The 12,675-nt window shown below is 57.1% G+C and carries 11 protein-coding genes; 3 read left to right on the forward strand and 8 right to left on the reverse strand.

Translation table 11 applies throughout. The features are described 5' to 3' along the window. Nucleotides 1–38: 38 nt before the first annotated feature. Both ACR0CW_RS06790 and hemB read right to left on the reverse strand, forming a co-directional pair. Nucleotides 39–611, reverse strand: coding sequence for a lipid-binding SYLF domain-containing protein (locus ACR0CW_RS06790; RefSeq protein ID WP_480787240.1), 573 nt, complete (start codon nt 609–611; stop codon nt 39–41). Between the two features lie 141 nt (nt 612–752). Then, nucleotides 753–1,751 carry a porphobilinogen synthase gene (gene hemB, locus ACR0CW_RS06795; RefSeq protein ID WP_480787241.1) on the reverse strand — a complete coding sequence of 333 codons (999 nt, stop codon included), beginning with the start codon at nt 1,749–1,751 and terminating at the stop codon, nt 753–755. A 119-nt stretch (nt 1,752–1,870) separates the two neighbouring features. Here hemB and ACR0CW_RS06800 point away from each other — a divergent pair, with 119 nt between their 5' ends. Beyond that, nucleotides 1,871–2,398 carry a component of SufBCD complex gene (locus tag ACR0CW_RS06800; RefSeq protein WP_170331078.1) on the forward strand — a complete coding sequence of 176 codons (528 nt, stop codon included), beginning with the start codon at nt 1,871–1,873 and terminating at the stop codon, nt 2,396–2,398. Between the two features lie 18 nt (nt 2,399–2,416). Continuing rightward, the gene (gene mfd / locus ACR0CW_RS06805) at nt 2,417–5,872 is read left to right on the forward strand and encodes a transcription-repair coupling factor (RefSeq protein ID WP_480787242.1); all 3,456 of its coding nucleotides are present in this window, start codon (nt 2,417–2,419) and stop codon (nt 5,870–5,872) included. Here mfd and ACR0CW_RS06810 read toward each other — a convergent pair. The 5 genes from ACR0CW_RS06810 to ACR0CW_RS06830 all read right to left on the reverse strand — a co-directional run bounded on the left by ACR0CW_RS06810 (nt 5,869) and on the right by ACR0CW_RS06830 (nt 11,721). Beyond that, a complete protein-coding gene (locus tag ACR0CW_RS06810) occupies nt 5,869–6,546 on the reverse strand; it encodes an SH3 domain-containing protein (RefSeq protein WP_480787243.1) in 678 nt (225 codons plus the stop codon). The two genes, mfd and ACR0CW_RS06810, sit on opposite strands and share 4 nt — an antisense overlap. Then, a complete protein-coding gene (locus ACR0CW_RS06815; protein ID WP_480787244.1) occupies nt 6,543–8,207 on the reverse strand; it encodes a tetratricopeptide repeat protein in 1,665 nt (554 codons plus the stop codon). Before ACR0CW_RS06815 ends, ACR0CW_RS06810 begins: the two co-directional genes overlap by 4 nt. Nucleotides 8,208–8,263: 56 nt before the next feature. Further along, complete coding sequence (locus ACR0CW_RS06820; RefSeq protein WP_170330657.1) at nt 8,264–9,472, reverse strand: multidrug effflux MFS transporter; 1,209 nt, start codon at nt 9,470–9,472, stop codon at nt 8,264–8,266. A 75-nt stretch (nt 9,473–9,547) separates the two neighbouring features. Further along, on the reverse strand, nt 9,548–10,207 hold the full coding sequence (locus ACR0CW_RS06825) for a DsbA family oxidoreductase (RefSeq protein ID WP_170330655.1): 660 nt from the start codon (nt 10,205–10,207) through the stop codon (nt 9,548–9,550). After that, a complete protein-coding gene (locus ACR0CW_RS06830) occupies nt 10,204–11,721 on the reverse strand; it encodes a class I adenylate-forming enzyme family protein (protein ID WP_480740476.1) in 1,518 nt (505 codons plus the stop codon). Before ACR0CW_RS06830 ends, ACR0CW_RS06825 begins: the two co-directional genes overlap by 4 nt. A gap of 65 nt (nt 11,722–11,786) precedes the next feature. Here ACR0CW_RS06830 and ACR0CW_RS06835 point away from each other — a divergent pair, with 65 nt between their 5' ends. Next, nucleotides 11,787–12,410, forward strand: coding sequence for a helix-turn-helix domain-containing protein (locus ACR0CW_RS06835; RefSeq protein ID WP_155147176.1), 624 nt, complete (start codon nt 11,787–11,789; stop codon nt 12,408–12,410). Here ACR0CW_RS06835 and ACR0CW_RS06840 read toward each other — a convergent pair. Further along, nucleotides 12,407–12,634 (reverse strand): hypothetical protein, encoded by a 228-nt coding sequence (locus ACR0CW_RS06840; protein ID WP_155147174.1) that lies wholly within the window; start codon nt 12,632–12,634, stop codon nt 12,407–12,409. The two genes, ACR0CW_RS06835 and ACR0CW_RS06840, sit on opposite strands and share 4 nt — an antisense overlap. Nucleotides 12,635–12,675: the final 41 nt, after the last annotated feature.

Below are 12,675 nucleotides of genomic sequence, written 5' to 3' on the forward strand. Positions count from 1 at the left end.
CGTGTGACGAGGTCTGCACGGGGGTGCTCGTTTCGTGTTTAGGGGATGATGCGTGTGTATTTGGTGCCTTCGACGGTGGCGCCGAATAGCAATCCGGCCTGACCAAAAATGGCGGCCACAACCGGCGTACGCAGCGTGGTGGTGGTGGTCGAGAGTGTGCTGCCTGTCGCATCAACGACATAACCAATATCAGCGCCCGCGGTCCAACCACTGGAGCGGCGGAATTCGTTAAGCGCATCTTCGGTCATGAAGAACAGAACATGCGCGTATTGCTGCGCGCCGATCTGCAGGCCGGCTGTGCCTTTCACCGCCGAATAGTAGTCGACCGTTGCGCCCTGAATACGCAGTGCGCCCTGGCCGAAGCCACCACCAAAGATGAAACCAGCCTCGGTGATCAGCGGCATGACCAGCATGCCGTTCGCCTTGTTGGCGATTTCGACCGTGTTGGGGTACTTGCTGTACATTTCATTCAGCGTGGCATCGACGCGAGCGTCAATCGTGGCTGCGTTCGAGTTTCCGACGCCATTTCCGCAAGCTGCGGTTACGGTTAGACTGGCCATGCCAAAAGCAAAGCCGCGACGGCTAAGTCGTGGGGATTGGGAACTGCTCATGTTTCCTGTCTCTGTAGAGTGCCTGATTTGTCGGGTGATCCCGATCTTGTGTGCAAGAATACGCCGATTGCCTTTCCATGTCACGGGAAAGCTGCCCGGCAAGTCGGCGCAATCGGCGAAAAATTGCGATAGTTTGGGGTTTTACCTCTGAAGGATCTTGGCAACCTCCGGGGCGAAATAGGTTAGGATGCCGTCACAGCCAGCGCGTTTGAATGCAAGCAGGCTTTCTAACATGACCTTTTCTCCGTCGATCCAGCCGTTCTGTGCCGCAGCGCGGATCATCGCGAATTCACCTGAAACCTGATAGGCGTATGTCGGTGCGCCGAACGTGTCTTTGACCCGCCGGCAGATGTCGAGATATGGCATGCCGGGTTTAATCATGACCATATCGGCACCCTCGGTGAGATCGCGTTCGATCAGGCGGAGTGCTTCGTTCGAGTTGGCCGGGTCCATCTGGTAGGTCTTCTTATCGCCGGTCAGCGCGCCCGAAGCCCCCACAGCATCACGGAAAGGTCCATAAAAGGCGCTGGCATATTTGGCTGCATAGCTGAGGATCATCACATTCTGGTGGCCTGCACTCTCAAGCGCCCGGCGCATTTCGCCGATACGGCCATCCATCATGTCCGAAGGGCCAATAATGTCGGCTCCGGCTTCGGCCTGCGCCAGCGTCATCTTCACCAGCGCTTCGACGGTCTGATCGTTAACGATCTCTCCATCAACAACATAACCATCATGACCGTTGATGTTGTACGGATCGAGCGCAACATCTGTCATAACAGCGATGTCGGGGGCCGCTTCTTTGATGGTGCGGATGGCGCGGTTCGACAGGTTTTCGGGATTCCATGCCTCCGCGCAATCTTCGGTTTTCAGCGACGCGTCGGTGTAAGGAAAAATGCAGATTGCGGGAATGCCTAGCGTCTGAGCCTCGACAGCGGCCTTTGCGATCAGGTCTACCGAACGGCGCATCACTCCTGGCATTGATGGGACGGGCTCTTCCACACCCTCGCCATCACGCACAAACACCGGCCAGATCAGATCATCCACTGTCAGCGTGTTTTCACGAACCAGGCCCCGGATCGCCTCGGACTGACGTGCGCGACGAAAACGGGCAAGAGGATAGGGGGCGTTGGTCGGTTTCATGGCGCGTTCTCCTTGAACAATCGCGCATTGGGTGGCATGAATTTGCCGTGGTCTCAAGGGTACCAATGGACGCGCCAGTCCGATAGAACCCACTGAGGATTTTGAATAAAGGACTGGGTTTGGACTGGTACGCTACGATTTTCGAGATCATCGACATGCGCAGTTTCTCGAATCTGTGGTTCTGGATTGTACTTGCTGTCGTTTGGTCTTCGGCCAGCCACTGGGTTATGGGGGTGCCTTATGATCTGCTTGTGCGCGCGCGCCGGATCGGCGGGCAAGCCGAAATCGACCTATTGGACATCGTTCGGATCAACGCCAATCGGATACTCTATATCGTGGATATCTCGGGCGCGGTTATCTTTGCTTTGACCAGCTTTGTTTTCTCAGGCCTTGCCGTGATGGGGTTTTACTATCACGTGGAGTTTGCACAGGCCGTTTTTCTGTTGCTGTTTCCGATGACGATCGTGGCATTGATCAACGTTTCCATGGCGCGTCGCCTGCAGCAACAGGAGATGACGCTGGAGATCGTTTCCAAGGCGCTGACGCGCAGCAGACTGTACACACAGATCATTGGCATGTTTGCCATACTGGTCACTTCGCTCTGGGGCATGTATCAGAACTTTTCCATAGGTGTTCTGGGTTGGTAAAACCGGAAAGGCGAGGCGATGAAGGCTCCGAACCACGTAACAGTTGGCGGCGCCCCTGAAGGGTATGATGCACAGCTTGTCCTGAACGAGGTCTCTCGTTCTGGAGGCCCAGTCTGTCATGTCGCGCGCGATGACAAGCGGATGGAGGCAATGCGGGCTGCATTGACTTTCTTTGCACCGGATATGCCAGTGTTCGTGTTCCCGGGGTGGGATTGTCTACCATATGACCGGGTCTCTCCGAATCCGGATATTGCGGCGGCGCGTGTAGCGACTCTGGCCGCGTTGGTGCACCAGATGCCCCAGCAGTTCGTTCTGCTGACAACACTCAACGCTGCAACCCAGCGAATCCCAGCACGCGATGTTCTGCGCGAGGCGGCATTTACCGCGCGCGTAAACCAACGCGTAGATGAAGACGCGCTGCGGAAGTTCCTGGTACGGATGGGTTTCACACAAAGCCCGACGGTGATGGAGCCGGGCGATTATGCCGTTCGGGGTGGGATCATCGACATATTCCCGCCCGGCGAAACCGGTCCGGTCCGGTTGGATCTGTTTGGCGATGTTCTGGATGGGGCCCGCCGATTTGATCCGGTGTCTCAGCGCACGACCGAAAAATTGGAGATCGTAGAGCTTGCTCCGGTATCCGAGGTCATTCTAGACGATGCCGCGATTACAAGGTTCCGTCAGAACTATCGAATTGAGTTTGGTGCAGCGGGGACCGATGACCCGCTGTATGAGGCCGTAAGTGCCGGTCGCAAGCATCAGGGCATGGAACACTGGCTGCCCTTCTTTCACGAAAAGCTCGAGACATTGTTCGACTATCTGCCCGGTGCCACGATTTCGTTGGATGATCAGGTTACCCCGGCGCGGCTGGCACGTTGGGAGAGTATTGAAGACCAATACCAAACGCGGCGTCTTGCCCTCGAGAGCCGGTCGCGGATGGATACGGTTTACAAACCAACTCCTCCGGGTTTGCTGTATCTTGATGACGCCGCATGGGAGACAGCGGTCGGTGAACGTCGTGTCATGCAGTTCAGCCCGCTGCCCCAAGCCAGCGGTCCCGGTGTGATCGATGCAGGCGGGCGGATCGGGCGCAACTTTGCCCCCGAACGTCAGCAAGAAAGCATTAGCCTGTTTGGTGCGCTGGCCGGACACATTAAAGACAAGCTGGACAAGGGGCCGGTTCTGATCGCCTCATACTCCGAAGGTGCACGCGAGCGTTTAACCGGTCTGATCGAGGATGAGGGGCTGGCCGAAGCGATCCCCGTCGCAGGCGGCGAGCGGATTGGCAAGCGCGGATTGCATCTGGCAGTTTGGGCACTGGAGCATGGGTTCGAGACGCCTGATCTTACGGTCATCGCCGAGCAAGATGTTCTGGGCGATCGCCTGATCCGGCAGCCCAAGAAACGCCGGAAGGCCGAGAATTTCCTGACCGAGACCCAATCGCTCAGTCCTGGTGATCTGGTGGTGCATGTCGATCACGGTATTGGTCGTTACATGGGCATGGAGGTCGTGACTGCAGCGGGCGCGGCACATGAATGCTTGCTGTTGGAATATGCCGAGCAGTCCAAACTGTACCTGCCTGTCGAGAATATCGAGCTGCTGTCGAAATACGGTCACGAAGAAGGATTGTTGGACAGACTTGGCGGCGGTGCATGGCAGGCCAAGAAAGCGAAACTGAAAGAGCGCATTCGCGAGATGGCGGACAAGCTGATCCGTATCGCTGCCGAACGTGCATTGCGCAAGGCGCCCGTGATGGATCCGCCGCCGCATGCGTGGGAGGAGTTCAGCGCCCGGTTCCCTTATCAGGAAACCGACGATCAGCTGCGTGCGATCGCCGAGGTGATGGAGGACATACATTCAGGCGCGCCGATGGATCGCCTGATCTGCGGTGACGTAGGCTTTGGCAAAACCGAGGTTGCAATGCGGGCAGCCTTTGTAGCAGCGATGTCCGGTGTCCAGGTGGCGGTCGTCGCGCCGACAACACTGCTGGCCCGACAACATGCAGCCAGTTTCAAGGAACGCTTCCGGGGTTTCCCGCTGGAGGTTCGGCAGCTTTCCCGCTTTGTATCTGGAAAAGAAGCGCAGCAAACGCGCGATGGGCTCGCGCGTGGAACTGTTGATATTGTTATCGGTACGCACGCTTTGCTGGCGAAGGGGATACGCTTCAACAACCTCGGTCTGCTGATCATTGACGAAGAACAGCATTTCGGCGTTGCGCATAAGGAACGTCTGAAGCAACTGCGTTCCGATATTCACGTTCTGACGCTGACCGCGACACCCATTCCACGCACCCTGCAACTCAGTCTGACCGGAGTGCGTGATCTGTCGATCATTGGAACCCCGCCCATCGATCGTCTGGCGATCCGCACCTATGTCAGTGAATTCGACGCGGTCACGATCCGTGAGGCACTGCTACGCGAGCATTATCGCGGCGGGCAGAGTTTCTATGTGGTGCCGCGCATCTCGGACCTGCCCGAGATCGAGGAATTCCTGAAAGAGCAATTGCCTGAACTCACCTACGTCGTGGCGCATGGCCAGATGGCTGCGGGCGAACTCGATGACAGGATGAATGCCTTCTATGACGGAAAATACGATGTGCTGCTGGCCACCACGATTGTGGAAAGCGGACTGGATATTCCGACGGCGAACACGATGGTCGTGCACCGGGCTGATATGTTCGGGCTTGCACAACTCTATCAGATCCGTGGCCGGGTAGGGCGTTCGAAAACACGCGCATACGCCTATTTGACCACTAAACCGCGCCAGAAACTCACGGCAACGGCCGAAAAACGCCTGCGTGTTCTGGGCTCACTGGATACGCTGGGCGCCGGGTTCACGCTTGCCTCGCAGGATCTCGATATTCGTGGCGCGGGCAACCTGCTGGGCGAAGAGCAATCCGGTCAGATGCGCGACGTCGGCTATGAACTCTACCAGTCGATGCTGGAAGAGGCGATTGCCAAAATCAAAGCGGGCGAGATGGAAGGGTTATCGGATGCTGACGATCAATGGGCCCCGCAGATCAATCTGGGCGTACCTGTCCTGATCCCCGAGGATTATGTGCCCGATCTGGATGTCCGTCTGGGCCTCTATCGACGCCTGTCATCGCTTTCGACCAAGGTGGAACTGGAAGGGTTTGCAGCCGAATTGATCGACCGTTTTGGTACACTGCCGAAAGAGGTGAATACGCTGATGCTGGTCGTCCGCATCAAGGCCATGTGCAAACGGGCCGGGATCGCCAAGCTTGACGGTGGACCGAAAGGCGCGACAATTCAGTTCCACAACGATAAATTTGCCTCGCCTCAGGGGTTGGTCGAGTTCATCCAGAACCAGCGCGGGTTGGCGAAGGTCAAGGACAACAAGATCGTTGTGCGCCGTGACTGGAAAAAGGACAGTGACAAGATCAAGGGCGCCTTTGCCATCGCTCGTGATCTGGCCGAGAAGGTGGTGGCCGAAAAGAAGAAGGCCAGCGCCTAGTCACCCGTCACAAAGGTGCAAAGCTGCCAGTCTCCGTTTTCGGCTTTCACCAATGCGGCTCGGTAGCCGACCATGGACCAAAGAAAATCGCTGTGCATGTAGCCGGGTGTGCCGTCTGTCAGGCGCACCAGTTGATAGTCCGCGCCCTCTTGATAGTCCGGAATGATAACGACCTCGTGGCTGATCTGGCCAAGCACGCTGTCCGAACGGGATGGGCCCTGACGCAATGTGACGTTCTCGCCCGTGACGTAATAGGCGACGAAAGGGTCAAGCGAGGCGGGGAGTGTCAGTTTCCACTGATACGGCATCCAGAACTCGCCCTGGTCATCAAAATACCCTGGCTGAGACAGAGTGTCTTCGAGGGCAGCCCAATAGGCGTCCCGGATTTCATCCGCATGATCACGCAGGCTTTCGTCCAGCGTTTCAGGATCCAGTGTCAGGTTTGCCTGAAATTCGTCAGGTCCACCTGAACCGCCGTGACTGAGGTAGATATCTGGGCAGCTAGAGCCGACGACACGGTTGATATCCCGGGCCGTGACACTGGCCAACAGCTCGGTTCTGAAAGCCTGCAGTGATGGATCCTGCTCGGCCTCGTCGACAGGGGGAAAGGTCTGTCGGTTTGCCAGTGCCGGAGTCGCAAGCAGAGCGGCGATTAACAATGGTGTAAGTTTCATTCGGCGGCCTTCATCGCAGCTTGTGCACAGAAACAGGAGGCGCCAACTGCTCGGTCGGCACGAGCCAGAGCAAGGTCCAGTCGCTGCCTGATCTGTTTGATTTCAAGAGTTTCTCCGCGGGCCTTCAGGCAATCATGCAGGCCTTTGAGGCTCCAGACATTGTCGGGGTGGATTGACGCACGGCTGAGTGAACCACCAAGGCCAAGATCTTCGCGATAGACCGCTTCGGCCTCATCCACATGCCCTTGTTCGAACAGCAGCGCCCCCAGCGCGTGTCGGGTCGGCTGCATCCAACCCCAAGGTTCATCATATGGCAGGGTATCGTCCAGCTCGACCGAGCGACGCAGATGGGCATAAGCCGCAACATAGTTGCCTTTGCGATATTCAATCTCACCACGCAGCATTTCCCTTGCAATTTCAAGCAGATCAACGACACGGTTATTGTGCATCAGGCGGGTTTCCGGAACGCGATCTTTGGCTGCGAGGAACTTTTGCTCTTCCGCTTCGGCCTCAGCGACCTGATTGGTCGCCGCATGTGCAATTGCACGAGCGTAGTGTGTTGTTGCGGTCAGAGTAAGATACAGATCAGGGTCAGAAGGCAGTTCCAACGCCTTTGCCTCATCCCAGCGCCCAAACCGGATCAGGATATGAGGACCCATGGACATGTAGCTCTCAAAATAGTCCGCCATAGGGGGGCTCTCGATGCGCAGCATCTCTTCGGGTGTTGTAGCCCACAAACCCTTGTTGGCGCGCAAAGCGGGTTCCATCTGACCAAGGAACAAAGCTCCGTAGATGGCAAAGTGATAATCGTGCTGGCGGTATCCCGTGTAGATGTTGAAGGCACCTTCACGTTCGTAATACTTCAGATCGGCTACGGAGGCTTTTTCATTCCAATAGACGACGTTGTGGTAGTGTCCGCAAAGTACGTCAATATGCGTTGGCATATGCACCAGATGGCCAGCATCGGGCACGAGAGTCCGCAAAATATCACCGGCTTTCAGGGCCTTTTCAGGTGTGGGCGACATTTCCATCAGATGGACATAAAGGTGCAGCAATCCGGGATGGGTCATCGTGGCCGGATTGTTTGCCATCGCCCATTCTAGCGCTTCCTGCGCCTCGAGTGTTGCGGCCCCTTCGGCAGGCTGCCCGGTTGTCAGGTCCCACATCTGCCATGGCGTCAGGTTCATCAGCGCCTCAACGTAGATCGAGCGCAGATCCAGATGATCAGGTTGCTCGGTAAAGGCCACCCGCATCGCATCAGCGAAGTTGTGATCCCAGATGTGCATGTCTTCGGCCGGATCACGCTGCGGATATCGTGCGGGCAGGGCACGGATCAGGGCCTTTTCAGCCGTAGTACAGCCATCCATCAATGCCAGCGCCTTTTGGGTGGCATCATATGCGCAGTTCAGGGCTTTGATCTGTCCACGCTCGTCGCGCAGATCCCAGGGCAGATTGTAGTTGGGACCAGCCGCGTAAGCGATGCCCCAGTGGGCCATTGCGCATTCGGGGTCATGTTCCAGCGCGCGTTGAAAGCAGGCAACCGCCTCGTCATGGTTAAATCCGAATGTCCAGACCAGACCGCGATCGAACCATGTTTGTGCTTCTGACGAAGATGTCGTGACCGGGCAGGTATGTGTGCCCAGATCGTAATAGTCGCTCATCGAAAACTCCCCACCAATTGCAGGCAGGTTAGCGCGATTCACGGCCGCTGCACAGATCAGGCGGGCAGTCTGTTTTCAATCCGGCCCATATGCACCATCAGGCCAAAGCCGATCACGCACATGGTCAGAATTCCGGTGGTCAATGGTGTCAACGATCCGTCGAACAACAGGCCCACTGGCGCTGCGATGACTGCCGCCAGAACCGTTGCAATCGATCCTATTACCGACGCGGCCATTCCTGCGATATGGCCCATGGGTTCCATTGCAATCGCATTAAGGTTGCCCATCGTCACACCGGCCATAAAGAACACGGTGGTCTGCCAGAAGACAAACAGGGCAAAATCAGCTTCGGGTGACAGGTTCATCATACTTACAGAGATGACGGCCGATGTGATCAATATCTGGCCACCCAAGGCCCAGGTCACCATCCGACGCATACCAACACGCACGACCAATGCAGCGTTCAGCAGGCTGGCAGACCCGGAGACAAGCGCGATAAAGCCGAACCAGAACGGAAAGCTATCGGCCCGGTCGTGGATGATGTCATAAACCGGCTGCACCATGGTCAGCATGGTGAACAGTACGCCCATACACAGGGTCTGAACCAGAATGGACAGGCGCACTGTGGGATGCGCGAACATCTCTTTCACGGCGGATACCATCAGCGGCAGACGAAACGGGCGGCGGTTTTCGCGCGCCAGCGACTCGGGCAGGCGAATGCCCATCCAGAGTATGACGATCAGAGCAAACAGGATGAAGGATACAAAGATGCTGCGCCATCCTGCGATAGCAATGACACCAGCTCCCAGCATCGGGGCAGCAGCAGGAATCAGTGTAAAGATCATCATCGCAATCGAGATGATCCGCGCCATTTCGCGACCAGAGTAAAGATCGCGGATGACAGCCATGGCAACAACGCGCGGACCAGCTGCGCCCAATCCCTGAACCACACGTGCAGCCAGTACCATTTCCAACGACGAACTGGCCCAGGCTACTGCGGACGCGATAATGTAAAGGACGGCACCGGCATAAATCACCGGCTTGCGTCCGACCGCATCTGAAATTGGGCCTGTGAAGAATGTGCCGATCCCCATTCCCAACACGAAAGAGGTCAGGATCAACTGCGCCCGGTTGACGTCATCTGGGCTTAGCTGCGCGCCGATCTCGGGAAGGGCGGGCAACATTGAATCAATCGAAAATGCGATGGTGGCGAACATCATTGCGATAAGCGCAATGAATTCCGCCTTGGACATGCGGTCGGCCATAAAAGACTCCTTACCCGTTCGCGCTATCACGGCTGAACGGGTTGGACTAGGTGGGAAAATGCACAGATCTATGTGCTATTCTGCAGAGGAAGCCTCAATTTGAGACATGATCTCGCCGATCACTTTTCCCCACATTTCAGGTGGTTGCGCACCCGGAACGGCGTGTTGATTGGCGACGATGTACGTCGGGACCGAACTGACACCCATTTCGCGTGAATGGCTGTCACGCTTGCGGATATCCTCGCGATCAGCATCTGATTGCAGCAGTTTCAGTACCACCGCGGCATCCATCCCGACACTGTCTGCGATGTCGGCCAGAACTTCGTGATCTCCGATGTCGCGGGCTTGCACGAAGTAGGCATCGAACAAGGCGTCGACGATTTCGTTCTGTTTGCCTTCGATCCCGGCCCAGTGGATCAATCGGTGGGCATCCAGTGTATTGGGGGTGCGCTGCATACCCTCAAAATCGATCTTTAGCCCGGCGTTCTCCGCATGCTCAACAACTGGAGCGTAGGCGCGAACCGCACCTTCCTTGCCGCCGAACTTGCGTTCAAGATATTCGCGGCGATCCATACCCATGTCGGGCATGTCGGGGTTCAATTGAAAGGGGTGCCATTCAATCACAAAGGGGTGGTTCGGCACTTCGGCCAGCGCCTTGTCCAGATGCGTCTTGCCGATATAGCACCACGGGCAGATCGGATCGGACAGGATGTCGAGTTTGACAGTCTGGGTCATTCGGAAGACGCCTTGAAATGGGCCGGCAATGCGCGGCGCAGGAGTTTACCGTTGCCACCGCTGGGCAGGGCCGGAAGATATACAAAAGCACGGGGTTGTTTGTACCGCGCCAGATTTGCCTCGACATAGGATCGCAAGGCCGTCTCGTCCAGCTTTTCTGGGCCGGTATAGAAGGCTGCTATCACGAATGTGTCCTGTTTGACCTCCACAGCCGCAGCTCCGACCTGCGATATGCCGGGATAGCGGGACAGTACCGCTTCGACCTCAACCGGGGAAACGCGATAGCCGCCTGCGTTCATCATGTCGTCGTCGCGACCAAGATAGGTGATCTGCCCATCGCCATCCATGGAACCCTGATCGCCGGTCAGGAACCACTCGCCCTGCATTCTGGCGCGCGCCTCGTCTGGGGCGTTGAGGTAGGTCAGCATCAATCCGGGGTCTGATTGGTGAACGGCAATGGTTCCTTCCTCACCCAACTGTACCGGCCCGTCCGGCCCCATGATCGCCACGCGGCGGCCCGGCTGGGGTTGGCCAAGGCTGTCACCCCGGGCGGGATGTGTCGGGCTGGCGGAAATAAAGGTCGAGCATTCGGACATGCCATATGCCTCGTACAGCTCGGTTCCCGTGATATGGGTCCATTTTTCATGTAGATGGCGGGACAGTTTTTCCCCCGCACATAAACCATGCCGCAGATTGGGTAGAGACATTTTCTCGTGGCTTTGTAGCATTTTACGGAAAACGCCCGGTGCGGCGGCAAAGATTGTTGCCTTGTGCTTTCGCAGCATATCAGACAGTGCTGATGTATCGGTACCGGGTTCGGGGATCAGGGCAGTCGCTCCGATAGTCCAGGGGTCCATCAATCCGGTACCGAGCGTGTAGGTCCAATTGAAAGCGCCCGCGTGACACAGCCGGTCGGTGGGGCGCAAGCCATACCAGCCATCCACCATCACCTGTCGCGCCCAGATAGCCCGATGGGCATGGGCTACGGCACGCGGTTTACCTGATGTTCCAGAGGTGTAGACAACGTAAGCTAACCTTTCAGGATCACCCATTTGGTAAGATGCAGCAGACAGCTCGCGCATCTGGACTAGCTCTTGCAGGCTGATCTCGCGCTCATGAGCTGCACAGGCAACGCCGGGATCGCGTAGAACGGCAGCCGGGGCCAGCTCTTCTATAATCTTGGCAGTTTCCGGTTCGGTCAGTTGGGATGAGGTTGGGACCGGAACAAGACCAACTGAGATTGCGCCGAGATAGGCGATCGGGAAATCCACCGTATTCCCCAAACGCATCAGGACAATTTCGCCGGGGTTCAGGTCTGCCTGTAGCAGACCGGTGCCTGTCGCCAGAACAGCGCGTTGCAATGCCCGGTAGGTCCAGTTCTGGACCCCGTCTGCGCGCAATACGGACAAAGCTATCTTATCCGGGGTTGCATCTGCATGGCGCAGAACATGCGCGGCCAGATTGAATGGTGCAGGGCAGGGCGGCGGTGCGCCATGATCGAATATCGACAACATGCGATCTGGCTATCGCTGTGCAACGCGCGTTGCAAGCGCTGGTCGCTGGCCCTATAGACGTGGACATGACCAGCCGCGATCACAAATCCATCGTCCGTATTGCACGTGACAACGGTATCCGCACCGAGCCTGAGCCCGTAGACCTTGGCGCCCGCGTGCGCGAGCTGCGAAAGGCGCGCAAATGGACGCTGGAGCAGGCAGCCAGTCAGGCGGGTCTTGCACGCTCGACGCTCAGCAAGATCGAAAATGGTCAGATGTCTCCGACATACGACGCGCTGAAAAAGCTTGCGACGGGTCTTGAGATTTCGGTGCCTCAGCTTTTCACCCCGCCCGAGCGTGATCAGGTTATCGGTCGTATGGCAGTGACCAAGATGGGGGCAGGGACGGCACACGCGACCGCGACTTACGAGCATGAATTGCTTGCTGAAGCGTTGACGAAAAAGCAGATGTTGCCATATCGCGCCCGCGTTCGCGCCCGTTCAATGGAAGAGTTCGATGGGTGGGTGCGCCATGATGGCGAAGAATTCCTGTATGTCCTGACGGGCGTTGTGCGCCTTTACACCGAGTTCTACGAACCCGTTGAGATGCGCCGAGGCGACAGCGCCTATTACGACGGCAGCATGGGACACAATGTGATTTCTGTCAGTGACGAGGATGCTACGATCCTTTGGGTGACATCTCTGGCCTAACGGCTGGCCAGTTCGCGGTTCAGTCCTTCCGTGAACAGAAAGTCCTCTACCTCTTCGTGGGCTTCGTTCACAGTCAGATGGTGGCGCTCCGCCAAATAAGCTTCGAACCGTTTTCGGTCCTTCTTGACGCGCGCCATATCGCGGTCGCGCAAGTTCGGAAAACGGCGTTTGGCACGCGCGTAAGATGCACTCCAGTCTTGCGTCAGATCAGTCCAGTTCAGCATCTGCGAGCTTTCCTTTGTACGTGTTTCAGGACTGCTCTCCC

Source organism: Ruegeria sp. CH6, from assembly GCF_056537005.1.

What these genes read in the sequence shown, in the direction of transcription:
- mfd (WP_480787242.1), top strand. Translation starts at nt 2,417, where the DNA reads ATGAAGGCTCCGAACCACGTAACAGTTGGCGGCGCCCCTGAAGGGTAT.
- ACR0CW_RS06835 (WP_155147176.1), top strand. Translation starts at nt 11,787, where the DNA reads ATGACCAGCCGCGATCACAAATCCATCGTCCGTATTGCACGTGACAAC.
- ACR0CW_RS06815 (WP_480787244.1), bottom strand. Translation starts at nt 8,207, where the DNA reads ATGAGCGACTATTACGATCTGGGCACACATACCTGCCCGGTCACGACA.
- ACR0CW_RS06810 (WP_480787243.1), bottom strand. Translation starts at nt 6,546, where the DNA reads ATGAAACTTACACCATTGTTAATCGCCGCTCTGCTTGCGACTCCGGCA.
- ACR0CW_RS06840 (WP_155147174.1), bottom strand. Translation starts at nt 12,634, where the DNA reads ATGCTGAACTGGACTGATCTGACGCAAGACTGGAGTGCATCTTACGCG.
- ACR0CW_RS06790 (WP_480787240.1), bottom strand. Translation starts at nt 611, where the DNA reads ATGAGCAGTTCCCAATCCCCACGACTTAGCCGTCGCGGCTTTGCTTTT.
- ACR0CW_RS06830 (WP_480740476.1), bottom strand. Translation starts at nt 11,721, where the DNA reads ATGTTGTCGATATTCGATCATGGCGCACCGCCGCCCTGCCCTGCACCA.
- ACR0CW_RS06820 (WP_170330657.1), bottom strand. Translation starts at nt 9,472, where the DNA reads ATGGCCGACCGCATGTCCAAGGCGGAATTCATTGCGCTTATCGCAATG.
- hemB (WP_480787241.1), bottom strand. Translation starts at nt 1,751, where the DNA reads ATGAAACCGACCAACGCCCCCTATCCTCTTGCCCGTTTTCGTCGCGCA.
- ACR0CW_RS06825 (WP_170330655.1), bottom strand. Translation starts at nt 10,207, where the DNA reads ATGACCCAGACTGTCAAACTCGACATCCTGTCCGATCCGATCTGCCCG.